This is a genomic window from Microbacterium lushaniae, assembly GCF_008727775.1.
GTDB lineage: Bacteria > Actinomycetota > Actinomycetes > Actinomycetales > Microbacteriaceae > Microbacterium > Microbacterium lushaniae.
The window spans coordinates 230,327-255,804 of the sequence record NZ_CP044232.1 but is presented as its reverse complement, the minus strand read 5'-3'; the positions used below and the strand labels follow the sequence as shown (position 1 = coordinate 255,804).

Sequence of the window (25,478 nt, the reverse complement as noted above, 5' to 3'; positions counted from 1 at the left end):
GTGAGGCTTCTACTCACGGGGGTTTCTTCTTGCCCTGTCCTCGACATCCCCACGGACATCCGAAGTGGTCCGAAAGCGGGGTTCAGGGGAGCCGAATCTCCCTCAGCTGGCGCCGAGACGTGATGCCGAGCTTGCGGAAGATGTTGCGCAGGTGAGCCTCGATCGTCCGAGGACTCAGGAAGAGCTGCACACCGACCTCACGCGATGTCGCGCCCGTCGCGACCAGTCGAGCGATCTGCAACTCGTGTTCAGTGAGCGCGGTTGCCGGCGAGGTGGCGCGCTTTCGCGGATGCTCGCCTGTCGCGCGCAACTCCCGCGCGGCGCGTTCGGCGAACGCCTCTGCGCCCATAGTCGACAGCAGCTCGTGCGCGACACGCAGCTGTTCCCGGGCATCCTGGCGCCGCCCTTCCCGGCGCAGCCACTCCCCGTACACAAGGTGCGTGCGGGCGAGATAGCCCGTCATCCGGGACGCCCGGATTCGCGCGATCGCTTCGAGGTACTCGTCTTCGACAGCGGCTCCTGAGTTCGCCAGCGCGCGGGAGCGCGCAGCAACCCCGAGTGCGAACGGGGCGCCGCTGGCCTCGGCGCGGGCGCAAAGCTCGGTCAGCGCGGTGGCCGCGAGTCCGGGCTGACCGGCGCGAGTGGCGGCCTCGACCAGCTCGAGCATAGCGAGACCGGTGTTGGAGAGCTCGTTCGTCTCACACCCCTCTGCCGCCGACGTCGCCGCGGACTCATAATCGCCCGTGCCGTTGCGCAACACAGCCAACGAGTAGTTGGCGGTGGCCACCTCCGCGCCGCCCCGTTGCCCCGCTGCCTTCTCTACGTTCGCCGCGTAGAGCTGAGTGGTTTCGCTCTCGTGACCGCGCCACGCCGCCAGGATGATGTCGGCGTACGGCAGCGGCACAGCGCCGGTTGCACGCGTGATCGCGGACGCTTCTGCACACAGCTCCGCCGCCAGGGACAGCTCGCCGGCGAGCACCAGTATCCCGGCGTGACCGACGAGCGCCCCCGGCAGCGTGGCCAGCGCACCAGAGTCGCGGGCCAGCCGGACGTTCCGTGCTGCCAGCACACGTACCCGCTCCTCGTCGAACAGGGCGGCCGCGCTCCGGGTCGCGAGCCACAGCCAGCGGCGGCTGCCCATCTCGCCCAGCGCCTCCCCGTCGAACCCGCGATCGTGGAACGCCCTCAGCGCATCCTTCACCGCGGGCGCGCCCGCCACGTACCCCCGCGTGAAGGTCACGATGAGGCCGTCGAGCAGCAGATCCGACGGCGTCGGCGGCCCCGGGGGCGGCGGCGCTCCGAGAGCCGCCGCGGCCACTTCGCGCGCGCCGCGAACACCTCCAGTCCCGCCGGTGATCATCGCCGCGTCGATCGCGTGGAGGTACGTCTCGCGAGCCAAGGCGGGATCGAGCGGAGCGAGAGTCTCGGCGGCGTCGAGCAGCATACCCGGCACCTCTGCGCCCTGGGTCAGCTGGAAGGCGATCCGGGCTCGGAGCAGCTCGAGTCGGGCGCGCTGCAGCTCGTTCAGCGGCCCCACCGCCGCGACGTCCAAGAGTTCCGCCGCCGCGATCGACGCTCCGGAGTCGTGCTTTGCGTGCGCCGCTGCCAGCGCTCGCCGGGCGCGGGCGGCTGGTTCGGGTGTGAGGTCCACAGCCTGCTGCAGGAACGCGGCGGCGGCCGCCACTCCGCCGCGTTCGCGTGTCCGTTCGGCCGAGCGCTCCAGCTCGGCCGCGACCTCCTCGTCCTGCCCCCACACCGCTTGCGCTCGATGCCAGGCACGACGGTCCGGGTGGACCTGCGGGTCGATGGCGGTGGCGAGCGCCGCATGCACGCGTCGGCGATCGGTCGGCGAGGCCGCGCGGTAGACGGCTGAGCGCACGAGCGGGTGACGGAATCGCACACGGGTATCGATCTCCAGCAGCCCGGAGTCTTCCGCAGGCCCCGCAGCCTCGAGGGGCACCCCGAGGTGCTCGGCCGCTCGCCAGAGCAGAGCCCCATCGCCGGTCGGTTCGGCGGCGGCGAGCAACAGCAGCAATTGCGCCTGCGCGGACAGCTCAGCCGACCGGCGATGGAAGACCTCCTCGATGCGGCGCGGGATGGTGAGCGAGTCCGGAAGCTCGAACCCGCCCGCGAGCCGGCTGGGCGACGCGCTCCGTGGCAGCTCCAGGATTGCGAGGGGGTTGCCACGCGACTCCGCGAGGATCCGGTCACGCACCTCGTCATCGAGAGGGGCGCGGAGTCCTCCCGCCAGCAGCATCCGGGCGTCGTTCTCGCCGAGACCATTCACGCGCAGCTCGGGCGACAGGCCGGCCACGGGATCGACGTCGCCGATGCCCACGTCGCGCGCGGCGAACAACAGCACGACTCCCTCGGCGGCGACGCGTCGGGCGACGAAGGTCAAGACCTGCGCCGAGGCCTGATCGATCCATTGCGCGTCGTCGATGAGGCACAGCAGTGGGCCCTGCTCGGCGACGTCGGCCAGGAGGCTCAGCGTCGCGAGCCCGACGAGGAAAGGATCGGGCACCGCACCGCTGCGCAGCCCGAGGGCCACACCGAGAGCAGCCAGCTGCGGCCCCGGCAGCGCATCGACACGGTCGAGCAACGGCGCACACAACTGGTGGAGGGCTGCGAAAGCGAACTGCATCTCGGACTCGGCCCCGCAGCATCCTGCGACTCGGACCCCGAGGGATGTCGCGGTCTCGCGGGCATGCTCGAGTAACGCGGTCTTGCCGATGCCGGCCTCGCCGCGCACCACCAACGTCCCGCTACGACCGGCCTGCGCCTCGGCGAGCAAGTGGTCGATGGCATCGCGCTCTATGAGACGACCCAAGAGAGTTGCCAAAGTGGTCCCCGTCCCGGCCCCATGAGTCCCGCTCGAACCCGGTAACCGTGTGCTAACCACACAGTATTGCGCAGGCGCCGCGACGGACCCGACGGCGCCCAAGGCGTGATGACCGGTTCCAGCCCGGAAGATGAGGCTGAGGACGCGCAGGCGTCCTGTCGGAGACTGTCGGCGTTCTTCCGCAATGATGGGCAGACCCACGCCCTGCGACCACCGATGGAACGGATGACGATGATGCGACGGATCGGCTCGCGTCGCTCCTTGCCGGCGATCGCGCTGGCGGGCGCGCTGCTCGCCTCCGGGATGATCGGATGCAGCGCGCTGACACCGACGCCGCAGCCCTCACCGCCGCAGAGCACTGAGCAGGCTCTGGCGGAGTACGGGGATCTGTCCGAGGCCGTGACCACCGCCGCGCCCCGCGTGGTCGCCGTCACCGATCCCGGCCGCTCGCGCAACGGCCTCGGCGAGCGCCTCGAGCTCACCGTGCTGACCGATGTCGCTGAACCCTTCAGCGCGGAGGAACTGGATGCTGTCGCCGAGGCGATCTGGCAGGCCCTCCCATGGGAGCCGAACGCGATCGACCTCGTCGCCGGGGTGGAGTCGGCAGGCGGTGCCGAACCCGTCGATCTGCGTACCGCGGCAGGGCAGCTCAGCCCGATGGGGTTCACCGAGTCCGGGCAGGGCGGGGTGAGCCTGTTCGACATGGCCGCCCGCTACGGCGCATGGACCGCGCCGGAATGACCGGCCGCGAGCTGCGCCTCCCGGGGAGCTGGTGCTCGGTCCACCTCCCGAGCTCGACGGCCACCGACGCCTCGATCCGCCCCTGGGACACCGCTGCCGCTGACCCAGCTCCCTGATCTGCGGAGGAGTCGCGTCATCGGGACGGCACCCGACCGTGTGCTCGGCGTCATGACCGAGGCGCTGGCCCGGCTCGACCCGGAGGCGCACACGTCGCTGGTGGAGGTGCGCGGGCCCGCTGTCCCCGCCCTCCGCACGCACCGTGTGGGCCTGCTCGATGGCGACGGGACCTGCTGATCACCGGAATCCGTCGATGCGCCCGAGAGCGCGGGTCATTCTCGACGCCCGCCGGAGACCGGCCCTTCTTAGGCCTCTACTGAGGAGGGTGTTTTTTCGCCTCCGATTCGGCGTGGCAGGGGGAAGGCTCCCTCGAGCATCGCGATGGGGAACGCGTCGCGAGGGAGCCCCCAATCACTCGACCGCTGGGGACGATCGAGCACCCCCACCCAACCGCCAACGGCCTTCGCGGCGCGATCTCTTGACATTGCGACGATGTCGCGGGAAGAGTCCGAGGCCTCACTCCAGGACCGCATCAAGATTCCCGCGAGGATGCCTGAGCAAACGGTCAAGAACGATGACCCGCGGATAACGTTTCTGTGTGTGGTCGTGCCGTTGGGGCGGCGCGGGCACATCAAGCGGCCTGCCGGCTGCACGTGATGGTTCCACCGCCTGGGGTTGTGGGGATCCGAGCGCGCAACCGGCAGGCCGCAGACCCACCGTGCAGCCGCGCACCTGGTGATCGGGTCGGTTCGCCGACTTCTGCGGCGCAAGGTCCGCGACGACGTCACTATGGATGAATGGGCAGTTGGGAGGCGGGTCAGGACGGCGTGGTCACGCTGCCCGACGGCCGCCTGATCCGGGGCCGCGCCCTCCGAGCCGGCGCGCTCACCCCCGACCTGGAACCCGACTTCGGGCTCTACCTCACGTCACGACCGCACGCCGAACGGGGGGAATCACGGTGGATTCGGTGGCCGGACTTCCGTCTCCCCCGGGAGCAGTCGGAGGCGATCACGGCGCTTCGCGACGCCTACGAGCGCTCACTTCGCATGAGAGTCGAGATCGGATGCGACGGCGGTAAGGGGCGAACGGGAACGGCCATCGCCATCCTCGCTCGGTATGCGGGCGTGCCGGCCGAGGACGCCGTCACCTGGGTGAGAGTGAATTACCGGGCCGGCGCCATCGAAACCCCCTGGCAGCGGCGGTTCGCGCACCGGGCGCGGCTCTGGATCTGAACGGCCATCCCGCATCGCCGCCGCAACGCGGGCGGGCGTTCAGGCGCGCAGCGCGCGCGACGCGTGTTCCAGGGCCTCGGTGACGACGCGATAGTACGCCCAGCGTCCGCGCTGTTCTCGTGTCGCGAGCCCCGCGTCGACGAGCATCTTCATGTGGTGCGAGACGGTCGGCTGCGACAGTCCCACCGGGGCGGTCAGGTCGCAGATGCACGCTTCCCCGCCATCGGATGCGGCGATCAGCGAGAGCAGGCGCACCCGTGTCGGGTCACCCAGTGCCTTGAAGGTGTGCGCGATCCGCTCGGCTTCGTCAGTCGTGAGGACGCCGCCGGTCACCGGGGAGCAGCAGACTGCGGCGTCGCCGGGCAGGAGGGGAAGCGTCGTGGACATGGAATGAGTCTGCCACGTCGTATTGACATCTGTCGATACATCGATCAATCTCGATGGATCGGGTGAATGTCGAGGAGACGTCGTGGAGAAGAATGCGTTGCCGGTCGTTGTCATCGGGGCGGGCCCGCAGGGGCTCGCCGCCGCCGCGCACCTGGCCGAGCGAAACGTGCCGACCGTGGTGCTGGAGGCAGGCGACGGCCCGGCGGCGGCCGTAGCCGAGTGGGGTCACGTGCGCCTGTTCTCCGGATGGCCTGAGCTGATCGACGCGGCCGGCGCACGTGTCCTCGCCGGCACCGGCTGGACGGCACCGGCCACGGGCTACCCCACCGGCGCGCAGTGGATCTCGGGGTATCTCGCCCCTCTCGCCGCCACGCTCGGCGACCGCATCCGCTACGGCGCTCGGGTGGTCGGGGTGTCGCGCCTCGGCCGCGACCGTCTCGTCGACGCCGGACGCGGCGAACAGCCCTTCACCGTCCACGTGCGACCGGCCGAGGGCGAGGAGTATCGACTCCAGGCGCGCGCCGTCATCGACGCCTCCGGCACGTGGTCCACTCCGAATCCGGCCGGCGCCGACGGCCTGCCGGCGCTCGGAGAGACAGCGACCGCCGACCTGCTGTCGTACCGCATCCCCGACTTCCGCGACCGCGCGGGCTTCGAGGGCAAGCACACGGTCGTCATCGGCTCCGGACATTCGGCCATCACCGCGGTGCTCGCGCTCGCCCGGATGGCGCGGCGCGACCCGCACACGACAGTGACCTGGGCGCTGCGCCGCGCGACCGCAGGCAACGCCTTCGGCGGCGGGGATGCGGACGAGCTGCCCGCGCGCGGCGCCCTGGGCGCCACGGCCAAAGAGTACGTCGACGCCGGGCTGGTCTCGCTCGTCACGGGTTTCCGCGTGGAGCGCGTCACCCGCGAGGGCGAGCGGCCGGTGCTCATCGCCGAGGACGGCCGCACCCTCACGGCAGATCGTGTCGTCGTGCTCACGGGTTTCCGGCCCGACCTGTCGTTCCTGTCGGAACTGCGGCTGGAGCTGGACCCGACCCTGCAGGCCCCCGTTCGGATCGCCGCAGAGGTCGACCCGAACGTGCATTCGTGCGGCTCCGTCGCGGCGACAGGCGCCGCAGACCTGGCCCAGCCGGAACCCGACTTCTACCTCGTCGGGGCCAAGTCGTACGGGCGCGCACCGACCTTCCTCGCGCTCACCGGTTACGAGCAGGTGCGCAGCGTGGTCGCGGAACTCGCCGGCGATCACGAGGCCGCGCGGCGCGTGGAACTGGCGCTGCCCGACACCGGGGTGTGCGGCGGCGCCGGACTGTTCGACGCCTCCGGAGCGTCGCTCGGCGGGTCGTGCTGCGCCGTACCCAGCCAGGTTCTCCAGATCGGGCGCGCACCCGCCTCCGTGTGAGGAGGCTCAGGCGGACCGGACGCGACGCCCGGTTCCCGTGCCCGCGTCAGACCGCCCGCACGACCGCGAGACGTGCGCGCGGGTTCACGAGCAGGGCGACGTTGTCGGTGATCTGCTCTATGCCGCCCCGGCCACGGGGAAGGACGCGAACGGCCGGATCGGTGATCGATTCCCGCAGGGCCGACGCGATCTCCGGGTTCGGGTAGAGGAACGGGCGATCCCAGAACGGCAGCGTGGCCGGCCCGGGTGCAGGAAGGCCGGCGCGACCCTGCAGGTCGAGCAGCGCGTCGATGGCGCAAGCGATGTGCTTCTGCCGGCTTTGCCACGTGCCCGCTCCCAGGGCCGCATCCACGTGCACTCCGATCGGGGCGGAATCAGGGAGGCGGGCGAAAAGACTGCCGAACCACTTCGAGTAGGGCGCCCACGCGCGATGAAGAAGGAACGTCAGCTGCATCACGGTCCGGATGAGTGAAGCGGCGATGACCCGTGCGCCCCGTTCGTCGCCGACCTGACCCGCCCGCCCCATGAGCGGCATCTCCTCCTCCAGCTGAGTCCAGCAGCTCGCCACGACGTAGGCCCAGACGTCGCGCGGGTACCACTCGAGCGCGCGCCGGACGGCGCGCAAGACATCCCCGTCATCATGGAAGACCGGGCCGGCAGTCACTTCGAGCACCGACTGACCGGTGAACGACAGCCACGCACCGGCGTCCAGCTGGTCGACGTCGTCCAGACCGAGCCTCCCCCGCACGAACGCCTCGACGGTCTGCGTCTCCACATGGTGCCGCGGCGTCGCAGCACCCGTGAACGCGAAGCGAGTCGGAAGCCCGGCGAACTCCGCCGGCATTTCCGCAGCGAGGTACGCGTCGACCGGGCGCACGAGATCCTCGGCGACGAAGAGGCTCAATCGGAGCCCCCAGTCGTGGTCGCGCGAGATGTCGTCATCGAGCCCGAGCACGTCGGAGCCCGCGCCGAGCCGAGCGGCGGCATGCGGCAGACCCGGCCAGCGCGCGTACAGCAGCGGTTGGACGACCTGCAGGTAGAACGCGCGAGAGATCTCGGCGCCTGGCCCGCTGTCGAGCGAATTCATCGAGTGGCCTCCGAATCACGTCCCCACGCTCGGCGCGCGAAGCGCTGCACCGTCTGCGTCCAAGCCCGCCGCGTCTTCACAGGGCGGGGGAGACATTCTGCCACCGGCATCATCCACGCCCGCTACGCCCCAGCATCGGAGTAATGCGTGGCCACACGAGCAGCACGCTCGCGCAGGGCCGCCCGCAGCGCCGGAGGGCTGAGAGCCTCGGCCGCCGTCCCGAGTTGCCAGAACGTCCACTCCGCGTGCCGGCCGTCCTGAAACGACACCTCCATGTGATGCCACCCATCGGGGTCGCGCACTTCGGTGCGGATCTCGAGCACGGTCGCCGCGAGGTCGTCCCGACGCGACGGCTCGATCCGGGCGACCACGGCAAGCTGCTCGCCGCCGGACCGGAAGCGGATGCTGCGCTGCCGCCACAGCTCAGCGAGGTGGACGGTGGCCGGTCGCGCTGCGGGCTCGGCGAGCTCCTCGGCGGCGAGGATGCGTGAGAGGCGGTAGGTCCGGTCACTGCCATCGACCGTGGCGAGCAGATACCCCACACCCCGCGCGGTGACCAGACCGATCGGGTCGACCTCGCGCCAGGAGGCGGTGCCGCGTTCCGAGGCGTAGTGCAGGCGGAGCCGGCGACCCTCGAGCACCGCGCGGCGCACCGCGGCCATGATCGCAGCGGGAATGCTCTCCCCGACGTTGGGGCGCGACAGGAGATCGGCATCGGGGTCGACGAGGATTCGCTGCGCAGCATCCGTCGCGGTGGGCTGGTGGGGCGCCGGGATGGCGTCGACCACCTTTCGCATCGCGGATGTCAGCGCCGAACCGAGTCCGAAAACCCGCGATCCGCCCGCACCGGCGGCGGTGAGGAGCGCGAGCGCCTCGTCGTGGGTGAGGCCCGTCAGCTCGGCGCGGAACCCGGGCAGCAGGGAGAACCCGCCATGCCGCCCCCGATCGACGTAGACGGGCACGCCGGCTGCCGACAGGGCATCGATATCGCGAAGGACGGTGCGCGTGGAGACTTCGAGCTCTCTGGCCAGCTGCGGGGCGGAGAGACGACCGCGCTGGCGCAGCAGCAGAACGAGTGAGACCAGCCGATCCGCACGCATAAGGAACTGTCTCAGAAATACCCGACACAAGGTGTCGTGATTCGTTGCGAGGCTCGGATCGGCGCTGTGCGAACGGCCCTCAGCGCGACCGATCGGCGGTCGCGATCCAGACGAACGGAGCAGACGATGACACTCGAACGAACCGCGGTGAACCCGGTGACGTGGTCGGTGGAGCTGGGATTCAACCAGGGCGAACTCGTGTCGGGGCAGACCCGCATGCTGTACGTCTCCGGGCAGACCGCCATGGGTGCGGATGGGCGCCCGCAGCATGACGGCGACATCGCGGCGCAACTCGCGCTGAGCGTGGAAAACCTCGAAGCGGTGCTGACCGCGGCCGGGATGTCGCTGGCCGACCTGGTGCGGCTGAACGTCTACACGACCGACGTCGACGCGCTGTTCGCCCACTACGGCGTGCTGGCCGGGCGCCTGGGAGCCGCCGGCGTGGCTCCGACCACGACGATGCTGGGAGTGTCGCGCCTGGCGATCCCCGGACAGATGGTCGAGCTGGAGGGCACCGCCGTCGCCTGAGCGGACGGACGGGCGGGGCCGGAAGGCGCCTCCCCGTGGCGGCATCCCTGCTTGCGCGTGGCACCGCGAGCCCGGCAAGGTGAACGGATGACGGGGATGGCCGGCGGCCCGGCGGCACGCGACGCCCCACCCGGAGCGCGTGATCTGCCGGCACACCGCTGGCTGTCGGCCGGAGGCGCATCACTCACCGCGGTCGCCCTCCTCCTGCTGTCGCTCCTTCCCGAGGCTCCGGCCGACGCGGTCGCCGTGGCGGCGTGGGTCGAACAGGGGCGCTCGCTCCTGACATGGAGCGACGAGCTGCTCTTCTTCGCCGTCCTCTGCTGGGGAGCCGGCGCCCGCGGGCTCCTCGGCGCACGCACGGCGGCACCGTCGCCACGGATCGACGTGGGGGCCACCGCGCTCGCGGCCGCATTCGTCGCCCTCCTCGTCGTGCTGCTCGCGGTGGGGCGCCTGGTCTACCCCGTGTTCGCAATCGACCTGGCCCCGGAGGCGGTGGCCCTCCTCGTCAGCACGACGTTCGGCGCTGTTCATCTGGCCTTCCTCGGCTTCGCCGTGGCTGCCGCCACCCTCACCTGGTCGACGCGTGCCAGGCTCCTCGGGCGAGGTGTCGGCATCGTCGCCTCCGCCGCGTTCCTCGCCGGCTCCTTCCCCTGGATGATGCCGGCGTGGGCGAATTCACTGGCCGCCATCGCGGTCGCCGGATGGGGCGTGTTCCTCGCGTTCACGAGCGTGACCTCCCCCGTGGATGCGGCGGCACACCCCCGCCGAAGAGAGGCGAGAACATGACGTCGATGCGGCCGGGCAGCATGGCGCAGTGGCTGCGGGCCCAAGCCTCACTCGTGGGAACGGCGCCCCCATTCGACCTGGCATCCTTGCCCGACGATCCGGTCGAGCTGTTCGTGGCGTGGATCCGCCACGCGGCGGACGCGGGAGTCGCCGAACCGCGTGCCGCCACGCTGGCCACGGTGGATGCCGACGGCAGGCCCGATGCCCGCACGCTCATCCTCAAAGACGTCGGCCCGCGGGGATGGGGCGTCGCCGGTCGACGCTCCTCGGCCAAAGGCGCCCAGCTCGCTGCCCACCCGGCGGCGGCGCTGGACTTCTGGTGGCAGCCGGTGGTGCGCGCAGTGCGCCTGCGCGGGCCGGTGCGTGAGGCGACGAGACAGGAGAGCGCCGCCGACCTGGCCGCACGGTCGGCGTCGGCGAGAGCAGGCATTCCGCCCGAGGACTGGGTGCTGTGGTGGGTCGAGCCGGCACACGTGGAGTTCTGGCAGGGCGCACCCGATCGGCATCACACCCGCGTCCTCTACGAGCGCCGCGATGAGTCATGGCACCGATCGCACAGGATCACCTGAACGTCACCATTGCGCGGGGCGGCTCGCCATGCTGTGGTGGTGCGATGACGGGCGACTCGACACTGCACGACCGGATGGACCGGCTGGTCGGCACCTGGCGGACCGAGGGGATCATCGTCGACGGCGGCGAACACGACGGCCACCGGTGGACCGGGTGGGATGTCTACGAATGGTTCCCCGGAGCCCGGCAGATGGTGCACCGCGTCGACGTGGAGATCTTCGGCGCGCGGAAAGAGGCGATGGAGTTCTTCACCCCTCGCGAAGGATCGGCGGACGCCTTCGATCAGACGTCGTTCGACGCCGACGGAACCGTCGAGCATGCGGTCGGGAGCTTCGACGCGCACGGCCGCTACCTCAACGACGCCGGCGACGCCCGCGCGATCCTCACCTTCGACGCCCCGGATGCCATGCGCGCGGTGTGGGAGACCCGGCAGCCCGATGACGGCTGGGCGGAGTGGATGCACGTGACATTCACCCGGATAGCCGGCCCTCACATCGAGGTGCGTTCCAAGGACTCCCACACGACCTGACTCGTGCGAGGCGGAAGCCGCGCCACCGGCGTCAGGCCTTCGACACCTCGACCGCGATCGGGGTGGGGTTGGCGAAGAGGTCGAGCACGGGGCAGTGCTCGTCCACCGCGGCCTTGAGTTCGGCGTAGCGCTGTTCGGTCTCGGGCCCGTCGATCGTCACGTGCAGCCGCACGCCGGTGAACCCGGGGCGCACCGACTCGTCGATGCCGAAGAGCTTCCGCGCGTCGAGGTCACCCTCCGCCTCGACCCGGATGTCGTCGACCTGGATGCCGAGAGCCTGCGCGTAGAGGCGGTACACGACGACCTGGCAGGAGATCAGCGCGCCCAGCGCGTACTCGACGGGGCTCGCGCCGACGTCGTCACCGGCCAGGGCGGCCGGCTCGTCGACGATGAACCGGTGCTTGCCGGCGCGGACGACGGTCGCGACGGATCCGGAGCCCTCCCCGCTGACGCGGTAGGTCAGCTGAGCGCTGCGGGGATCGGCGGCGATCCGTTCGCCCCACGCCGCGCCGGCTTCGGCGAGCCGGATGGCGCGGTCGGCGGCGGTGGACTCGGGAACAACGGTGGTGTCGGCAAGTGTCATGGCCGCGAGCGTAGGTCGCCCGCTGCACCCGGCGCGCGCCGCCGGTAACGCGGCGTCACGATGCGGGGTCACACAACGTCACGATGCGGTGATCCGACCGCGCGCCCGGTGTCGCCGGACGGCGGAGCGATTGGCGCAGCGCACCGAGCAGTAGCGCTGCCTGCCGTTGCGGGTCACATCCACGACGACGTTGCGGCATCCGTCGCCAGCGTCATCGCCCGCGCCGCAGCGCCCGAGTCGGTGCATTCCCCGCGTGGTCAGGTGCAGGGCGGTGCCGACGCTGATGACGGCGGCCAGCACGTGCGGCAGGGTCTGATCGGTGTCCCGGTAGTGCAGGTGCCACCCCTCGCCGTCGTGGTCGGTCAGTCGGGGGTAGGCGGATGCTGCGGCGAGGGCCGCGTTCAGAAGCGACGCGCGCGTCTGCGGGTCGCGCTCGTCGACGACGCGCAGCCATTCGTCCAGCACGGCCCGCGACGCGGCCCGGTCGTCGGCGCCGGCGCGGAACTCCATCGTCATGCCGAAGTCGCGCGTGCGGGCGACGATGCCCTCGCGAGTCTCCGGCCAGTCGTTCGCCAGGGAGGCGGCCATCAGCACGGCATACTCGCCGTAAGGGTTGAGATGCATAAGGGCATTACAGCACGCTGGCGGGATGACCGACCAGACCCCATCCGCACTTCCCGTGCGCCGCCCATGACCGTCTTCGGAACCGGAGTCTCGCTCGCCGCGGCGGGCGGCATGGCCCTGGCCGCCCTGCTGATGGTCCTCACTCCCGGCCCCAACATGGTCTACCTCGTCTCCCGGAGCATCAGCCAGGGGCGCGCTGCCGGCCTGGTGTCCCTCGCCGGCACCGGCACCGGCTTCCTCGTCTACATGACGATGGCAGGCGCCGGACTCGCCGTGGTGTTCGTCGCCGTGCCGTGGCTGTTCATCGGCCTGAAGGCGGCCGGGGTCGTGTACCTCGCCTACCTCGCATGGCAGGCGCTGAGGCCGAGCGGACGCGGGGTGTTCGAGGCGCGCGGGCTTCGCAGGGACTCGGCGGCGAAGCTGTTCCGCATGGGCCTGGTCACGAACCTGCTCAACCCCAAGGCCGCGGTGATGTACCTCGCGCTCATCCCCCAGTTCATCGACCCCGCCGCCGGCAGCCCCGCCCTGCAGGGCTTCACCCTCGGCGGCATCCAGATCGCCGTCAGCCTGACCGTCAACGCCGCGATCATCCTGGCGGCCGGATCGATCGCGGCCTTCCTGGCCGCGCGGCCGGTGTGGACGGAGTGGCAGCGACGCGTCACGGGCGGCCTTCTCGGCCTCGTCGCGGTCCTGCTCGCCCTCGAGGTGGCGGAGCCCGCTTCGCCGGCATAGTCGCAGGAGCGCCCTCCTCTGGACGATCGAACGCACCGCTTATGTTTGCTGGTGGCGTCATCACCCCGGGACGCCGAGAACGCGACAGGAGTCGATGCACACGTGAGTCATGAAGATGAGACGACCCGTCGCATTCAGCTGACGCTGCGCAAGCCATGGTTCGCCCTCTACGGGGGCGTCCGGCCGACACTCGTCATCGCCGGACGCGGACAGCCGGCGCAGTGGGGCGTGGGCACGTGGCAGGTTCCGGCCGACCGGCCGGTGACCGTCGGGGTGTACCTGTTCAACCGGGTGTGGCGGTTCGGCCAGGCGGAGTTCTCGCTGGATCCCGCGGATGCGCCGTCGCTCGTCTACCGTGCACCGGCGCTGCCGTTCCTGCGGGGGCGCATCCACGTGCCGGCGGACGCCCGCGCCTGACTCGTCGGGACTCTGTTGTAGACCCGCAGTGTTAAGTATTTCTACACATACGTGCGCGGGCGCGGTAGGGTGCAGGAGGGGCCAGCGGGAGAGCGAATGTCCACTGCAGAGAACATCGGCGAGCGCATCCGCCGCATCCGGCAAGCGCGCGGCGTGAGCCTGCGCAAGGTGGCGCAGCAGCTGGGGGTCTCCCCCAGCCTCATCTCCCAGGTCGAAACGGGCAAGAGCCGCCCGTCGGTGGCGACCCTGTACTCCCTCGCCGGCCTGCTGGAAGTCTCGGCCGACGAGCTGCTCGGGATCGATGGCGCTGCGGGTGCCCCGAGCTTCGCCGCCGCAGGTGCCCCGAGCTTCGCCGCCACACCTCCGCTCACCCCGGAAGTGCAGCGCGCGAGCGAGAATCCGATGATCGAGATGGAGGACGGCGTCCGCTGGGAGCGGCTCGCCCGCCGGCCGGATGGCCGCACCGACTCCCTCCTCGTCACCTACGAGGCGGGCGCTTCCAGTTCTCCCACCGGCAAGCTCACCCGGCACTCCGGATTCGAGCAGGCGTTCATTCTGGAGGGCGAGCTGATCCTGCGGCTCGAGTTCGACGAGTACACCCTCGGACCCGGTGACTCTCTTCAGTTCGAGTCCGCCCGGCCGCACCTGTACCTCAACCGCAGCTCCGCGCCGGCCCGCGGGGTCTGGTTCGTGATGGACCGCAACGGCGCCGGGCTGGAGGCGGAGCCGGGTGCCGACGGCGCGCGCTGGCGTCCGCATCCGCCGGCCAACCCGCTGAACGTGCTGCGCCGGTTCGACCATCTCGATTGACGGTCATTTTGCTGTTCACTGTGCATTGACATAGTGAATGCCCAGTGTCACGCTCTGTTTAACACTTAGGCGTCGACACTTGGAGTCACTCATGGCAGCCACGGCACTCCGTCCCGAGATCAGCACGATCGTCGACCGGATCGACGAACTGCGTCCCACCCTCACCGCGGGCGGGCGCGACGCAGACCGCGACCGCCGCATCCCGCAAGAGGCGTTCGACGCCGTGGCGGCGACGGGCGCGTTCAGCATCTCCGCTCCGACGAACGTGGGCGGACTCGGCGCGAACACGGCCGAGTGCCACGCGGTGGCCCGCGCCATCGGGCGCGGCGACGGCAGCATCGCGTGGGTGCACGGCATCCTCGACTCCGGCGCATGGGTGGTCTCGCTCATGGACGAGCAGGCACAGCAGGACGTGTGGGGAACGGACAAGGGCGCGGACTCGTTCATCTCCATCGTCCTGGCCACCACCTCCGACTCCGAGCGCGTCGACGGCGGATACCGCGTGACGGGCAAGTGGGGATACGGGACGGGGAGCCTGCACGCCGACTGGTCGCTGCTGGGGATCCCGCTGAAGAACGACGCCGGCGAGGTCGTGGACGCCGGGCTCGCGCTCATCCCCACCTCCGAGCTGTCGATGGAGGACAACTGGTTCGTCGCGGGCATGAAGTCCACCGCGAGCGTCATGCAGATCGCCGAGGACGTCTTCGTCCCCGCACATCGGGTCTTCCCGCTCACGGCAGCGGTCGAAGGCGGATATCTGGGCGGTAACGACGAGCAGACCTACCGCACCGTCTTCGTCCCGTCCCTGTTCATGAAGCTCATCGGTCCACACCTGGGGATGGGTCGCGCCGCGCTGGACTACGTCACCTCCAAGGCCGAGAGCAAGGCGATCGCCTACACCGGCTACGAGAAGCAGGCCGACTCGGCGGTGTTCCAGAGCGCCATCGCCAAGGCTGCCGTGCAACTCGACGCGGCCGAACTCGTCGCCCGCGAACTGGCCGACCGCATCTACGAGGGTGCGGGCAGCGACGCCTACGCGCCGTACGCCGAGCGGATCGAGATGCGTGCCAAGGCCGGGTGGGTGGTCGAGACCATCACCACGATGATCAACGACCTGATGACCGCGCACGGCTCGGCCGGCTTCGCCGAATCCGCCCCGCTCCAGCGCGTCTGGCGCGACCAGGCCACCGCCAGCCGCCACGGCCACACCCTCGCCGCCAGCGGATTCGAGGCATACGGCAAGGTGCTGTTCGGCCGCGAAGACGACGCCCGATTCGTCCTGCCGATCGTCTGAGCATGGGGCAACGCCTCCGAGAGGAGCTCACGATGAATTCCACCGTCTCCGAACCGCAGATCTCCGCGGGCGACTTCACGCACGCGTTCCGCCACCACCCCGCAGGCGTCGCCATCATCACCGCCGACGCCGGCGACGGCCCGGTGGCGATGACGGTGAGCTCGGTCGCATCCGTGGCGATCGATCCGCCGACTCTGGTGTTCTCCGCATCCGGCCGCTCCTCCAGCACACCCACGATCCGCCGGGCCGACACGGTCGTGGTGCACCTGCTGGCCTCGGATCAGGTCGAACTGGCCAAGCTCGGGGCCCGCAGCGGCGTCGAGCGCTTCGGCGACGACGTGGAGTGGGGCCGCCTGCCCACGGGCGAGCCGTACTACCCGCGTGCGAACGCGTGGCTGCGCGGCCGCGTCATCGAACGCCTGAACGTGCACGGTTCGACGCTCGTGGTCGTCGAGGCCATCGAGGCGAAACCGCGTGCGGAAACACCGGAGAAGTCGCCCCACCCGCTCGTCTACCATGACCGCAAATGGTTCGTGCTGAACGAGCACGCCGCCCTCCCCCGCACGGTCGTGCCGTTCTACGCCGTCTACGGGCGGGGCGATTGACCCGCTACGCCGCATCCCGACCGAACCCCTCCAAGGAGAATTCATGACGAACGACCGCATCAGCCGCACCGCCTCCCCCACCGTGCCCGGGATCTCCGACAGCACGCGCGTGACCAGCGGCGACCTCGTCTTCATCTCCGGCCAGGTCGGATTCGAAGCGGACGGCTCGGTGCCGGAGAGCTTCGAGCGGGCGATCGAGCTGACATACGGGGAGCTCGAGCGTGCGCTGACGGCGGCGGGGGCGACGTACGAGGATGTGGTGCGCGTCAACGTGTACATCACGCACCTGGACCAGGAGAAGCTGGCCACCTGGCGCCGCACCCGCGATCGCATCGTGCAGGCCCCGGAGCCCTCGGCCAGCACCGTCATCGGCGTCTACTCGCTGTACAACGGCGCGACGATCGAGATCGACGCGATCGCCGCCGTCTGACGCCGCTCGGCCCAGAGGCGTGACGCCGCAGGTCCCGGCGGCCTCGGCGCCGGGACATCCACTACGCCCGCGCGACGCCCGTCGCCGGACGGACGACGACACGAAGGAGTGTCATGAACATCACTGGTTCGACGAAGTTCTCGGCAGCAGCCGACACCGACTACTCGATCTGGTCTCTCGAGTACTGCCACGCGGACATGCCGCACGACTTCTTCGGCGGGTCCGGCCTGTTCAGCAACAGGGGCATCATCCGTATCCCGATGCTGTACACCCTGCTCATCGGCGGTGCAGTCGGAGGCAAGCAGCACGTCGCACTGGTGGACTGCGGATTCCGCAACGACTACTGGCTCGACCGCTACGCATTCTCGAACTGGGAGAGCCCGACCGAGGTGCTCGGGCAGGTCGGGATCAACCCCGAAGACGTCGACGTCATCCTCGTCTCGCACATGCACTTCGACCACGTCGGCAACTTCGAGGCGTTCCCCAACGCGCAGCTCTACGTGCAGTACGAGGAGTTCACGGGATGGTCCTCGGCTGTGGACATCGCCAACCGCATGACCACCGAAGAACAGAAGGCATGGATCTTTTCCTCCTTCGATCCGCTCGATCTCGCCAAAGCCGCCCAAGGCATCGCCGACGGACGGATCCGTTTCGTTCACGGAGACGAGGAACTCCTTCCCGGCGTGACCGCCCGCCTGGCAAGGGATTCGCATACCTTCGGATCCCAGTGGTTCAAGATCCAGACGCGCAATGGGCCGTTCGTCGCCGCCGGAGACACCGTGTACTGGTACTCCAACATCGAAGGCATGTGGGCGCCCGGCTACGTGCAGGGCAACACCTTCAACCTGATCAGCCTGTACCAGACACTCCAGAAGGAACTGCAGGGCGAGACGAGCAGAATAATCCCGGGCCACGACCCTGAGGTGGCGTTGCGGCACAGCTCCTGGCTCTCCCCGAGCGGCAACTCGATCGCGCAGCTGAATCTTCGCGAAGACGATGCGTCGCGCCGCCCGCACGGGGCTCCGCAGCTCCTGCGCTGATGCGTCCCATCCCGTCAAGGAGGAAGCAATGACCGGAATCACACCGCTGTACCGCGACTTCACGAGCGTCGACGAGTTGAACCGCGCCTACGACATCGAGGCGACGGTGCCCGACTTCGGCGCGTACGCCGGCGACTTCGTCGCCCGCAGCGCCGCGTACCGCGACGAGGCCCGCGGTCTGCTGGACGTGCGGTACGGACCGACCGTCGACGAGACGTACGACGTGTTCCTCCCAATCGCAGATGCTCCCGGCCCGCGTCCCGCGCTGTTCTTCATCCACGGCGGCTACTGGAAGGCCACCACGAGCAAGGTCTGGAGCTACGTCGCCCGCGGCCTGGCCGCGCGCGGCTTCGTCGTGGCGGTGGAGAACTACGCACTCTGCCCACGTGTGAGCATCGCCGAGATCGTCCGTCAGCACCGCGCGGCCTACGCGCACTTCTTCGCCCATGCGGGCGATTACGGGGTCGATGTCGACCGCATCGTCATCTCGGGCCACTCGGCAGGAGGACACGCCGTCGCCACACTGCTGCAAGCCGACTGGGTCGGGGACTACGGGCTTCCTCGGGAACCGTTCGCCGGCGCCCTCCCGGTCAGCGGCGTGTTCGACCTGCGCCCACTCGTCCACACGTTCCTCAACACCGACCTACACCTGGACGAAGGCGCAGCAGATAGCCTCAGTGTCCTCAGCACGCCACCGGTGGTCCCTTCCCTCGTCGTCGCGTACGGCAACGATGAAACGCCGGAGTTCGAGCGCCAGTCAATCGATTTCGCCGCCATGGTGTCCTCCAGCGGACATCCAGTCGAGGTGGTGGTGAGGGAGAACAACCACTTCGACATCCTGGAGTCGCTGGCGGACGGCACCGGCGAACTGGCCCGGATCGTCGAGCGGCTCGCCGGCGTCTGACGGCGCTCGATGCAGCAGCGCGACGCCGCCGCCCCGGTGGCCTCGATGTCGGACGATCCCCGGGCGCCGGCGCCCGCCCCGGGACCGCACTCCCCGTCGCCGCCCCGAACTCCTCAGATCGGGCCGGAAATCGGCAGAACGGCGCGGGCGGCCTCGTGTTAGAGGAGTTCGGGCAGGACGGGGTAAGGCGAGACGGAGGGGCGGGCGGGAGGGGGGAAGGCGAGACGGGGACGGGAAGGAGCGGGAGACGGAAGGGCAACTCGCCCGCACCGTCGGGGGGCTCCCCGCCCAGCCGCCGGCGCCCCACCGGCGACCTCACCCTCTTCACCATCCCGAACTCCTCAAACTCGGGGCGGATCGGGCCGAAACCCGCGCAGAACCGCCCCGGCGGCCTGGAGTTTGAGGAGTTTGGGCAGGGCGGGGAAGGGCGGGACGGGGAAGTCCAGACGGAGGGGCAGGAAGACGGGCGGAGTCGGGACCTCGTCCGGACCCTCGAGCGGCTCGAGGACATCCCTCCGACGGCGCCCGCCCGGCTACCTCACGCCTCGTCACCATCCCGAACTCCTCCAAACGGCGCGCAGATCGGGCCGGAACCGGCCAAAACCGCGCGGGCGGCCCCGCATTTGAGGAGTTCGGGCGTGAAGGGGACGGTGGGCCGGGACGGTCAGACGGAGGGGCCGGACGGGCACCGGCACGACGGGGACCGCACGACGGGGACCGGCAGGACGCGCACCCGCGGACGGTGGCGCGCAGACGGGACCGGCAGGCCGGCGGCGGGCAGACGGAGACGGTCAGGACGGAGGGTCGGACGCCCGGGAGACGGGACAGGAGAGGGCAGGACAGGAAGGCAGAGAGCTACCTGAGGAGCGCGCACTGTCGGCGCCCGCAGGCGTCGGACCGCCTCGTCAGGGGGCGACGACCCGCAGGGTGCAGCCCACGGCTTCGGGGCTCTTCATCGCGGCGACCGACTCGGGCTCGGCCGCGTACTTCGCCTCGAGCGCGCGGTCGATGTCGCGCTGCACCGGGTCGTCCGCGGCCACGGACTCGACCGCCACGGGCTCGGCCGGCAGGTCGAGCGCGGCCTGCCGGTCACGCTCGGCGATCCTGCCGTCTCCCAGCGCGAACTCCACCTCGCGCCCGGCGAGCACGTGCCGGTACCACCACGACGACGGCCCGTAGGCCGACCGGAGGTAGGGCACACCGTCTACCACCACCGCCCAGATGGGGGTGGCGACACGGGTGCCGTCGGCACGGCGGGTGATGACGGCGACCACGCGGGTCTCGTCGAGGACACGAACCACATCGTCGAAGGCCATGCCCGAGGGTAGCGCGAGGCACCGCGCGGGGGCAGGGCTGCGCGGACAGCTCCGTGTCAGCCGCCGAGCAGCTCCCTCAGGACGGTGACCACGCCGTACTCGGTGTTCGAGGGCGCGCGGAAGCGGGCTCGGGCGGCGACGTCGTCGTGCGCGTTGGCCATCGCGTATGACCAGGCCGCCGCATCCAGCAGCTCGAGATCGTTGAGGTAGTCGCCGAACGCGACGGTCTGCTCCCGCGTGATCCCGAGCGTCTCCTGCAGACGGCGCAGCGCGGTGCCCTTGTTGACGTCACTGTTCATCACATCGACCCAGTGCCGGCCCGAGACGACGACCTGGTGACTGGAGGCGATGTCGCCGAGCTCGGGGTAGACGGAGTCCTCCGCGCTGTCGAAGGCGTACACCGCGACCTTCAGCACGTCGTCGTAAACCCTGGTGAGGTCGTCGACCTGGACGAGCTCGGCGTAGTACCGCTCGGCCTCGGCCACGAACGCCCGGTCGCGCCGCTCGATGTAGGCCGACCGCTTGCCGCAGACGACCACGCCGATGTCGTGCCGCGTCGCGACCTCGCGCAACCGCGCCAGCACGCGCTGCACGAACGCGGAGTCGATGACGTCGCTCGACAGCTCGACGCCGCCGCGCATCACGATGGTGCCGTTCTCGGCGATGAACGCCATGTCGTCGGCGGATGCGCCGAATTCGCGGCGGAGCGTGGCGTACTGCCGGCCGCTGGCCGGCGTGAAGACGATCCCGCGGGCGAGCATGTGCTCGAGCACCGCGTCGAATCCCGGCGGCAGCCGGCCCTCGCCATCGAGCAGCGTGCCGTCCATGTCGACGGCGACCAGGCGGATGTCGAGGCCTTCGCGCGGCGGAGTGTCCAGCAGGCGCGGGTCAGCCGAGGACATCCGGCACCTCCACGGACTCTCCGAGCACGTGCTGAGCGAGGAAGGCGAACACCGTCTCGTACCAGACCACGGCGTGCTGGGGCTTGAGCACCCAGTGGTTCTCGTCGGGGAAGTACAGGAACCGGTGCACGAGCGACCCGTCATCGGCTCCGAAGTGCTCGTTCAGCTCCGACCACAGCCGCAGGCTCTCCCCGATCGGCACGCGGTAGTCGCGGTCGCCGTGGATCACCAACACGGGCGTGCGGATGTCGCGGACGAACCGGTGCGGGGAGTTCTCCACCATCGCCTCTGGCGTGAAGATCCGCTGCCAGTACGCCGACGAGTCGGTCGTGCCGGCGAACTGGTCGAGCGCCCACAGGCTCGCGTGCGTGACGATCGCGCGGAACCGGTCGGTGTGCCCGGCGACCCAGTTGGCCATGTAGCCGCCGAACGATCCGCCCATCGCCGCCGTGCGGGTCTGGTCGATGTCGTCGCGGGCGACGACGGCGTCGGTGATCGACAGGAGGTCGGTGTAGGGCTTGCCGCCCCAGCTGTTCCACCCCCGCGCGATGAAGTCCAGCCCGTACCCGGTGGAGAGGGCGGGGTCGGGCAGCAGCACCGCGTAGCCGCGCGCGAGGGCCAGCTGCGGGTTCCACCGCCAGCTCCAGGCGTTCCAGCTGTTGAGCGGTCCGCCGTGGATCCACAGCAGGAGCGGGGCGGGATGCTCCGCCGAGGCGCCCTCCGGCAGGAGCAGCCATCCGCGCACCCGGGCGCCGTCCTCGGCCGTCGCCTCGATCTCGGTCATGGTCCCGGCGGCGTCGGGGAGGGCCACCGGTGAGGTCAGCGCCGTCACGGCCCCGTCACGGCCGACGCGGACGGCATGCGGCGGCGCCATCCACGACGAGCGCAGCGCGACCAGATCGCCGGTGGCGCGGTCGACGTGCACGTGCGTGTACGTGAACTCGTCGGAAGTGAGCTGCACGACCGGGTCACCCTCGAGGGGGACGCGGAAGATCGGTCCGCGCCCGTCCTGGTCGGCGGTCACGATGAGGGCGGAGTCGTCGGCGTCGAAGGTGAGGGCGCTCGGCCACCGATCCCACCCCGCTGCCAGTCGTCGCGGGTTCGCGCCGTCGATGTCCGACACCCACAGCTCCTGGTCTGCCGGCCCCTCGGGTGAACCGAAGCCCGAGCGCACGAAGGCGAGCGTCGTGCCGTCGTGGCTGATGGCGGGCATCTCGAAGGAGGTGCTGCGCTCGTCGAAGAGGGTCGTGCGGGCACCGGTGGCCGTGTCGATCGCCGCGAGGATGTGGCGGGAGTCCCGCCCCTCGGGAATCTGCAGGGATGCCACGAGCGTCGCGCCGTCGGGGGTGAGGGCGGCGCCGGCGATGTCGGCCGTGCGACCGGGGTTCGGCGTCAGGTCGCGCGGCCGCGGCAGCGTGGACGGGTACGGCGTCGTCGCATCCGCCTGCGCCTCGTCGTCCGCCTCCGAGGCACCTTCTTCGGCCACCGCGGCGATGGTGTCGGCCAGGGCACCGAGGTCGAGCGCGAGCAGGTGCGGCTGGGCCGGGCCGAGGTCGTGGTCCCAGACTCGCACCGGGTAGGTGTCGTGCAGGATCGCGGAGACCTTCCGCTTCTTGCGGTCGGCCCGCAGCCGCGCGTCGTCTTCGAGCGTCTGGGCCGAAGGCATCAGGTCGGCCGAGAGGACCAGGCGAGGGGATGCCTCGGCCACCGCCGCGATCCCGCCCACGCCGCCCGCCAGGCGCGTGACCGGCCGCGCCTCGCCGCCACCGGTGGGGAGCAGCCACAGCTGACCCGACTCGTCGTCGTCCTCGGCGTCGGCGTCCGGTCGAGCACTGACGAACAGCACATCGCCGTCTGCGGTGAACACCGCGCCGGATTCGCCCTTGGCCGAACGGGTCAGGCGCCGCGGGGCGCCGGCACCCTTGGCCGGAACCTCCCACAGCGACCGCTCGTACGACGTGCGGTCTTTCGTGAGCGTTGCGACCGTGAGGACGACGCGACGACCGTCGGGCGACAGCGCGAGCGCTTCGATGCGCGGGAGGGCGATGTACTCGTCGAGCGAGGAGAACGCAGTCGAGGGCATGCCTTTCACGCTATCCCGCCCGCAGCGGTCGGGCGGCGGCGCGTCAGGCGGACGGGCGGGTGGCCTGCCCGTCGAGCCAGAGGCGGTCGCTGTCGTCACTGTGGGCGCTGCCCGAGCCGACATGCTTCGAATCGATGCGGTCGCCCTTCGTGATGACGTGCACGAGGGCCATGCCGTGCCCGCGCCCCAGGTCGTAGTCGTTCTTCAGCCACTCCAGGATGGGGCCGGCCTTCGTCTGCGGACCGAACCCGCGCTCATGGGCCTGCTCGACGAACTGACGCGGCGTGAGGCCGGTCTTCGTCTCGATGCTGTCAAGGTATGCCTGGAACGACACGATGGCTCCCTGGATGACGGGTCGGGATCGGGCTGTTCGCGCACTCTAGGACGATCGGCGGCCGGGGACCAGAGGCCAAGGGTCAGAAGAACAATGCTTGAGAGGCGGAAGCGATTCATGCCACGCTTCGTATATATAACACCCGCTGAAGGAGAGTTCATGCGCTGGACGTCCCGCCTCGCCGCCGCCGCGATCGCCACCGCCGTCATGGCGGGTGGGACGGTGGTCACTGCGGCACCCGCCGTCGCCGCCAACCACCGCATCGCGGTGGACGGCATCCACAAGAAGGCGGACTGCGTCTACGCGCAGAACTCGTGGCGTACGCACATCCTGCGCAAGGGCGGCAAGATCTACGCGGGCGAGGGCTGCCTGTACGCCGGTGCCGCGCGCAAGTGGATGTTCAGCATCAGCTACACGCTCTGACGCCCGGTCAGGGCGCCAGGCGCTTCGCCTTGGCCCGGAGCACGGTGCGCTCCCGCGCGTTCGTCGCCAGGGCGGCGGCCGTGAGCAGCTCGGCACGCGCCTCCGCGGTACGGCCCACGCGGGCGAGCAGCTCGCCGCGCACGCTCGGGAGCAGGTGCGATCCCTGAAGGACGGCGGCGTCGGCGAGGGCGTCCACGATCTCCAGTGCGGCATCCGGCCCCCACGCCATCGAGACGGCCACGGCCCGGTTGAGCGCGACGACGGGGCTCGGCGCAAGTCGCCCGAGGGCTTCGTACAGGAGCACGATCCGCTCCCAGTCGGTGTCGTCGACGCTCGCGGCAGTCGCATGGCACTGCGCGATCGCGGCCTGCAGCGCGTACGGGCCGCGCCCTCGTCCGAGCGCGTCCGCGCGCGCGAGCGCGACGCGCCCGCGCAGGATCTGGGGGCGATCCCACTTCATCCGGTCCTGATCGGCCAGGAGCACGGGCGAGCCGTCCGGCGCCACGCGCGCGGAGAATCGCGAGGCCTGGAACTCCATCAGGGCGAGCAGCCCGAGCACTTCGGGTTCGCGGGGCACGAGGCCAGCCAGCACCCGGCCGAGTCGCAGCGCTTCGGAGGCGAGATCCCGCCGGATCCACAGGTCCCCCGCGGTCGCGGCGTATCCCTCGGTGAAGACGAGATAGATCACGCCGAGCACCCCCGCCAGCCGCGCCGCCCATTCCGCCGGCTCCGGTGTTTCGAACGGTGCGCGCGCCGCGGCGAGCGTCTTCTTGGCCCGGGTGATGCGCGCCTGCACGGTCGGCACCGGAACCAGCAGCATCCGTGCGATCTCCTGCGTCGACAGTCCGCTGACCACCCGCAGCGTCAGGGCGATCTGCGACTCCCGCGAGAGCACCGGATGGCACGCGATGAACACCAGGCGGAGCACATCGTCCTCGATCGGCTCCCACTCCTCCTCGGTGGTATCCGCGAGTGTGCGTGCGATCAGGCGATGCCGCTCGTCCAGCGCGGCACGGCGCCGCCACGAGTCGATCGCGCGCCGCTTCGCCACCATCGTGAGCCACGCGCCGGCGTTTCGGGGAACCCCGGTCCGTGGCCACTTCTCGAGGGCCTCGACGAGCGCTTCCTGGGCGAGATCCTCCGCAAGGCCCACGTCGCCGGTGGCTCGGGCGAGCGTCGCGACGATGCGGGCGCTCTCGATCCGCCAGACGCCGTCGACCGTGCGGTGGATGTCGTCGGCCATGATCACTCCGCGGCGGCGGCCTCCTGGGCGCGCCACTCCTTCTCCTTCTGGATGTACTCGTTGTCGGAGTAATCCGCGAAGTCGGACTCGTCGGTGACCCGGCGCACCTCGATCTTGTTCCCCGGTCCGAGCGGGGCACGGCACGCCCACTCGACGGCCTCCTCCTTCGTGGCGGTCTCCACAACCCAGTAGCCGTTGAAGAGCTCGTGGGTCTCTCCGTAGGGGCCGTCGGTCACGACCGGCGCCTCGCCCGTGAACTCCACGACCGAGCCCTGCGCAGCATCCGTAAGTCCTTCGCCGCCGACCATGACGCCGGCCTTGATCATCGACTCGTTGTAGGCGCCCATCGCGTTGATGATCGCCTCGAAGTCCATGTTCTGGTACTCCTCCGTCGATGCGCTGTTGCGCATGATGAGCATGTACTTGGCCATGAGATCCTCCTGTCGTCGGGGGCTCCGATCCGGCCCCTCCACT

At 70.4% G+C, this 25,478-nt stretch carries 29 protein-coding genes; 17 read left to right on the top strand and 12 right to left on the bottom strand.

What is annotated here, in order from left to right:
* Nucleotides 1-82 precede the first annotated feature (82 nt).
* Complete coding sequence (locus tag F6J85_RS01165; protein WP_150923496.1) at nucleotides 83-2,830, bottom strand: ATP-binding protein; 2,748 nt, start codon at nucleotides 2,828-2,830, stop codon at nucleotides 83-85.
* Nucleotides 2,831-3,067: 237 nt separating this feature from the next.
* Here F6J85_RS01165 and F6J85_RS01160 point away from each other — a divergent pair, with 237 nt between their 5' ends.
* From F6J85_RS01160 to F6J85_RS01155, 3 genes are all read left to right on the top strand, one after another.
* Nucleotides 3,068-3,583, top strand: coding sequence for a hypothetical protein (locus F6J85_RS01160; protein ID WP_150923495.1), 516 nt, complete (start codon nucleotides 3,068-3,070; stop codon nucleotides 3,581-3,583).
* A 168-nt stretch (nucleotides 3,584-3,751) separates the two neighbouring features.
* The gene (locus F6J85_RS18095) at nucleotides 3,752-3,877 is read left to right on the top strand and encodes a hypothetical protein (RefSeq protein WP_275094055.1); all 126 of its coding nucleotides are present in this window, start codon (nucleotides 3,752-3,754) and stop codon (nucleotides 3,875-3,877) included.
* A gap of 560 nt (nucleotides 3,878-4,437) precedes the next feature.
* Nucleotides 4,438-4,872, top strand: a complete 435-nt coding sequence (locus tag F6J85_RS01155) for a protein-tyrosine phosphatase family protein (protein WP_150923494.1) — start codon at nucleotides 4,438-4,440, stop codon at nucleotides 4,870-4,872.
* A 39-nt stretch (nucleotides 4,873-4,911) separates the two neighbouring features.
* Here F6J85_RS01155 and F6J85_RS01150 read toward each other — a convergent pair whose 3' ends face one another.
* Entirely contained in the window at nucleotides 4,912-5,259 is a 348-nt protein-coding gene (locus tag F6J85_RS01150; protein WP_150923493.1) for an ArsR/SmtB family transcription factor, read from the bottom strand.
* Nucleotides 5,260-5,341: 82 nt separating this feature from the next.
* Here F6J85_RS01150 and F6J85_RS01145 point away from each other — a divergent pair, with 82 nt between their 5' ends.
* Nucleotides 5,342-6,664, top strand: coding sequence for an FAD-dependent oxidoreductase (locus tag F6J85_RS01145; protein ID WP_150923492.1), 1,323 nt, complete (start codon nucleotides 5,342-5,344; stop codon nucleotides 6,662-6,664).
* A 46-nt stretch (nucleotides 6,665-6,710) separates the two neighbouring features.
* Here the strand turns inward: F6J85_RS01145 and F6J85_RS01140 are convergent, their stop codons facing one another.
* Both F6J85_RS01140 and F6J85_RS01135 read right to left on the bottom strand, forming a co-directional pair.
* Nucleotides 6,711-7,751, bottom strand: a complete 1,041-nt coding sequence (locus F6J85_RS01140) for a DUF4037 domain-containing protein (RefSeq protein ID WP_150923491.1) — start codon at nucleotides 7,749-7,751, stop codon at nucleotides 6,711-6,713.
* 122 nt (nucleotides 7,752-7,873) lie between these two features.
* Nucleotides 7,874-8,851, bottom strand: coding sequence for a helix-turn-helix transcriptional regulator (locus F6J85_RS01135; protein WP_150923490.1), 978 nt, complete (start codon nucleotides 8,849-8,851; stop codon nucleotides 7,874-7,876).
* 126 nt (nucleotides 8,852-8,977) lie between these two features.
* Here F6J85_RS01135 and F6J85_RS01130 point away from each other — a divergent pair, with 126 nt between their 5' ends.
* From F6J85_RS01130 to F6J85_RS01115, 4 genes are all read left to right on the top strand, one after another.
* Nucleotides 8,978-9,379, top strand: coding sequence for a RidA family protein (locus F6J85_RS01130; RefSeq protein ID WP_150923489.1), 402 nt, complete (start codon nucleotides 8,978-8,980; stop codon nucleotides 9,377-9,379).
* Between the two features lie 87 nt (nucleotides 9,380-9,466).
* Nucleotides 9,467-10,165, top strand: coding sequence for a hypothetical protein (locus F6J85_RS01125; RefSeq protein WP_150923488.1), 699 nt, complete (start codon nucleotides 9,467-9,469; stop codon nucleotides 10,163-10,165).
* Entirely contained in the window at nucleotides 10,162-10,734 is a 573-nt protein-coding gene (locus tag F6J85_RS01120; protein WP_150923487.1) for a pyridoxamine 5'-phosphate oxidase family protein, read from the top strand. Before F6J85_RS01125 ends, F6J85_RS01120 begins: the two co-directional genes overlap by 4 nt.
* Nucleotides 10,735-10,778: 44 nt before the next feature.
* The gene (locus tag F6J85_RS01115; RefSeq protein WP_150923486.1) at nucleotides 10,779-11,264 is read left to right on the top strand and encodes a hypothetical protein; all 486 of its coding nucleotides are present in this window, start codon (nucleotides 10,779-10,781) and stop codon (nucleotides 11,262-11,264) included.
* Nucleotides 11,265-11,295: 31 nt separating this feature from the next.
* On the opposite strand, the gene F6J85_RS01110 is transcribed toward F6J85_RS01115, so the two are convergent.
* A complete protein-coding gene (locus tag F6J85_RS01110; protein ID WP_150923485.1) occupies nucleotides 11,296-11,847 on the bottom strand; it encodes an OsmC family protein in 552 nt (183 codons plus the stop codon).
* A 78-nt stretch (nucleotides 11,848-11,925) separates the two neighbouring features.
* Nucleotides 11,926-12,471, bottom strand: coding sequence for a CGNR zinc finger domain-containing protein (locus tag F6J85_RS01105; RefSeq protein WP_150923484.1), 546 nt, complete (start codon nucleotides 12,469-12,471; stop codon nucleotides 11,926-11,928).
* A gap of 66 nt (nucleotides 12,472-12,537) precedes the next feature.
* On the opposite strand from F6J85_RS01105, the gene F6J85_RS01100 reads away from it, so the two are divergent.
* The 8 genes from F6J85_RS01100 (at nucleotide 12,538) to F6J85_RS01065 (ending at nucleotide 18,703) form a co-directional block, all read left to right on the top strand.
* A complete protein-coding gene (locus F6J85_RS01100) occupies nucleotides 12,538-13,203 on the top strand; it encodes a LysE family translocator (protein WP_202980856.1) in 666 nt (221 codons plus the stop codon).
* Nucleotides 13,204-13,305: 102 nt separating this feature from the next.
* Nucleotides 13,306-13,620 carry a hypothetical protein gene (locus F6J85_RS01095; RefSeq protein WP_150923483.1) on the top strand — a complete coding sequence of 105 codons (315 nt, stop codon included), beginning with the start codon at nucleotides 13,306-13,308 and terminating at the stop codon, nucleotides 13,618-13,620.
* A gap of 96 nt (nucleotides 13,621-13,716) precedes the next feature.
* Nucleotides 13,717-14,430 carry a helix-turn-helix domain-containing protein gene (locus F6J85_RS01090; RefSeq protein ID WP_150923482.1) on the top strand — a complete coding sequence of 238 codons (714 nt, stop codon included), beginning with the start codon at nucleotides 13,717-13,719 and terminating at the stop codon, nucleotides 14,428-14,430.
* A 91-nt stretch (nucleotides 14,431-14,521) separates the two neighbouring features.
* Nucleotides 14,522-15,724, top strand: coding sequence for an acyl-CoA dehydrogenase family protein (locus F6J85_RS01085; RefSeq protein WP_191906700.1), 1,203 nt, complete (start codon nucleotides 14,522-14,524; stop codon nucleotides 15,722-15,724).
* Nucleotides 15,725-15,756: 32 nt separating this feature from the next.
* Nucleotides 15,757-16,329, top strand: coding sequence for a flavin reductase family protein (locus F6J85_RS01080; protein WP_150923480.1), 573 nt, complete (start codon nucleotides 15,757-15,759; stop codon nucleotides 16,327-16,329).
* 43 nt (nucleotides 16,330-16,372) lie between these two features.
* Nucleotides 16,373-16,759 (top strand): RidA family protein, encoded by a 387-nt coding sequence (locus F6J85_RS01075; protein ID WP_150923479.1) that lies wholly within the window; start codon nucleotides 16,373-16,375, stop codon nucleotides 16,757-16,759.
* Between the two features lie 113 nt (nucleotides 16,760-16,872).
* Nucleotides 16,873-17,799 carry an N-acyl homoserine lactonase family protein gene (locus F6J85_RS01070; RefSeq protein WP_150923478.1) on the top strand — a complete coding sequence of 309 codons (927 nt, stop codon included), beginning with the start codon at nucleotides 16,873-16,875 and terminating at the stop codon, nucleotides 17,797-17,799.
* A gap of 28 nt (nucleotides 17,800-17,827) precedes the next feature.
* Nucleotides 17,828-18,703: an alpha/beta hydrolase gene (locus F6J85_RS01065; protein WP_191906699.1), complete on the top strand. Its 876-nt coding sequence runs from the start codon at nucleotides 17,828-17,830 to the stop codon at nucleotides 18,701-18,703.
* 905 nt (nucleotides 18,704-19,608) lie between these two features.
* Here F6J85_RS01065 and F6J85_RS01060 read toward each other — a convergent pair.
* Genes F6J85_RS01060 through F6J85_RS01045 form a run of 4 tightly spaced genes read right to left on the bottom strand, consistent with a single transcriptional unit; the run spans nucleotide 19,609 to nucleotide 23,338 of the window.
* Nucleotides 19,609-20,019 (bottom strand): DUF2255 family protein, encoded by a 411-nt coding sequence (locus F6J85_RS01060; protein WP_150923476.1) that lies wholly within the window; start codon nucleotides 20,017-20,019, stop codon nucleotides 19,609-19,611.
* 56 nt (nucleotides 20,020-20,075) lie between these two features.
* Nucleotides 20,076-20,921, bottom strand: coding sequence for a Cof-type HAD-IIB family hydrolase (locus F6J85_RS01055; protein WP_150923475.1), 846 nt, complete (start codon nucleotides 20,919-20,921; stop codon nucleotides 20,076-20,078).
* Complete coding sequence (locus F6J85_RS01050; protein ID WP_150923474.1) at nucleotides 20,908-23,004, bottom strand: S9 family peptidase; 2,097 nt, start codon at nucleotides 23,002-23,004, stop codon at nucleotides 20,908-20,910. Before F6J85_RS01050 ends, F6J85_RS01055 begins: the two co-directional genes overlap by 14 nt.
* 43 nt (nucleotides 23,005-23,047) lie before the next feature.
* Nucleotides 23,048-23,338: a DUF4287 domain-containing protein gene (locus tag F6J85_RS01045; RefSeq protein ID WP_150923473.1), complete on the bottom strand. Its 291-nt coding sequence runs from the start codon at nucleotides 23,336-23,338 to the stop codon at nucleotides 23,048-23,050.
* 159 nt (nucleotides 23,339-23,497) lie between these two features.
* Between F6J85_RS01045 and F6J85_RS01040 the strand changes: the two genes are divergently transcribed.
* The gene (locus F6J85_RS01040) at nucleotides 23,498-23,761 is read left to right on the top strand and encodes a hypothetical protein (protein WP_150923472.1); all 264 of its coding nucleotides are present in this window, start codon (nucleotides 23,498-23,500) and stop codon (nucleotides 23,759-23,761) included.
* 7 nt (nucleotides 23,762-23,768) lie between these two features.
* Here F6J85_RS01040 and F6J85_RS01035 read toward each other — a convergent pair whose 3' ends face one another.
* Both F6J85_RS01035 and F6J85_RS01030 read right to left on the bottom strand, forming a co-directional pair.
* Nucleotides 23,769-25,004, bottom strand: a complete 1,236-nt coding sequence (locus F6J85_RS01035) for an RNA polymerase sigma factor (protein ID WP_150923471.1) — start codon at nucleotides 25,002-25,004, stop codon at nucleotides 23,769-23,771.
* A 2-nt stretch (nucleotides 25,005-25,006) separates the two neighbouring features.
* Nucleotides 25,007-25,435 carry a YciI family protein gene (locus tag F6J85_RS01030; RefSeq protein WP_150923470.1) on the bottom strand — a complete coding sequence of 143 codons (429 nt, stop codon included), beginning with the start codon at nucleotides 25,433-25,435 and terminating at the stop codon, nucleotides 25,007-25,009.
* Nucleotides 25,436-25,478: the final 43 nt, after the last annotated feature.

Excerpts from the sequence above, each read along its gene's own strand:
- F6J85_RS01160 (WP_150923495.1), top strand. The coding sequence starts at position 3,068 with ATGACGATGATGCGACGGATCGGCTCGCGTCGCTCCTTGCCGGCGATC.
- F6J85_RS18095 (WP_275094055.1), top strand. The coding sequence starts at position 3,752 with ATGACCGAGGCGCTGGCCCGGCTCGACCCGGAGGCGCACACGTCGCTG.
- F6J85_RS01155 (WP_150923494.1), top strand. The coding sequence starts at position 4,438 with ATGGGCAGTTGGGAGGCGGGTCAGGACGGCGTGGTCACGCTGCCCGAC.
- F6J85_RS01150 (WP_150923493.1), bottom strand. The coding sequence starts at position 5,259 with ATGTCCACGACGCTTCCCCTCCTGCCCGGCGACGCCGCAGTCTGCTGC.
- F6J85_RS01140 (WP_150923491.1), bottom strand. The coding sequence starts at position 7,751 with ATGAATTCGCTCGACAGCGGGCCAGGCGCCGAGATCTCTCGCGCGTTC.
- F6J85_RS01135 (WP_150923490.1), bottom strand. The coding sequence starts at position 8,851 with ATGCGTGCGGATCGGCTGGTCTCACTCGTTCTGCTGCTGCGCCAGCGC.
- F6J85_RS01130 (WP_150923489.1), top strand. The coding sequence starts at position 8,978 with ATGACACTCGAACGAACCGCGGTGAACCCGGTGACGTGGTCGGTGGAG.
- F6J85_RS01125 (WP_150923488.1), top strand. The coding sequence starts at position 9,467 with ATGACGGGGATGGCCGGCGGCCCGGCGGCACGCGACGCCCCACCCGGA.
- F6J85_RS01120 (WP_150923487.1), top strand. The coding sequence starts at position 10,162 with ATGACGTCGATGCGGCCGGGCAGCATGGCGCAGTGGCTGCGGGCCCAA.
- F6J85_RS01115 (WP_150923486.1), top strand. The coding sequence starts at position 10,779 with ATGACGGGCGACTCGACACTGCACGACCGGATGGACCGGCTGGTCGGC.
- F6J85_RS01110 (WP_150923485.1), bottom strand. The coding sequence starts at position 11,847 with ATGACACTTGCCGACACCACCGTTGTTCCCGAGTCCACCGCCGCCGAC.
- F6J85_RS01105 (WP_150923484.1), bottom strand. The coding sequence starts at position 12,471 with ATGCATCTCAACCCTTACGGCGAGTATGCCGTGCTGATGGCCGCCTCC.
- F6J85_RS01100 (WP_202980856.1), top strand. The coding sequence starts at position 12,538 with ATGACCGTCTTCGGAACCGGAGTCTCGCTCGCCGCGGCGGGCGGCATG.
- F6J85_RS01090 (WP_150923482.1), top strand. The coding sequence starts at position 13,717 with ATGTCCACTGCAGAGAACATCGGCGAGCGCATCCGCCGCATCCGGCAA.
- F6J85_RS01085 (WP_191906700.1), top strand. The coding sequence starts at position 14,522 with ATGGCAGCCACGGCACTCCGTCCCGAGATCAGCACGATCGTCGACCGG.
- F6J85_RS01080 (WP_150923480.1), top strand. The coding sequence starts at position 15,757 with ATGAATTCCACCGTCTCCGAACCGCAGATCTCCGCGGGCGACTTCACG.
- F6J85_RS01075 (WP_150923479.1), top strand. The coding sequence starts at position 16,373 with ATGACGAACGACCGCATCAGCCGCACCGCCTCCCCCACCGTGCCCGGG.
- F6J85_RS01070 (WP_150923478.1), top strand. The coding sequence starts at position 16,873 with ATGAACATCACTGGTTCGACGAAGTTCTCGGCAGCAGCCGACACCGAC.
- F6J85_RS01065 (WP_191906699.1), top strand. The coding sequence starts at position 17,828 with ATGACCGGAATCACACCGCTGTACCGCGACTTCACGAGCGTCGACGAG.
- F6J85_RS01060 (WP_150923476.1), bottom strand. The coding sequence starts at position 20,019 with ATGGCCTTCGACGATGTGGTTCGTGTCCTCGACGAGACCCGCGTGGTC.
- F6J85_RS01055 (WP_150923475.1), bottom strand. The coding sequence starts at position 20,921 with ATGTCCTCGGCTGACCCGCGCCTGCTGGACACTCCGCCGCGCGAAGGC.
- F6J85_RS01050 (WP_150923474.1), bottom strand. The coding sequence starts at position 23,004 with ATGCCCTCGACTGCGTTCTCCTCGCTCGACGAGTACATCGCCCTCCCG.
- F6J85_RS01040 (WP_150923472.1), top strand. The coding sequence starts at position 23,498 with ATGCGCTGGACGTCCCGCCTCGCCGCCGCCGCGATCGCCACCGCCGTC.
- F6J85_RS01035 (WP_150923471.1), bottom strand. The coding sequence starts at position 25,004 with ATGGCCGACGACATCCACCGCACGGTCGACGGCGTCTGGCGGATCGAG.
- F6J85_RS01030 (WP_150923470.1), bottom strand. The coding sequence starts at position 25,435 with ATGGCCAAGTACATGCTCATCATGCGCAACAGCGCATCGACGGAGGAG.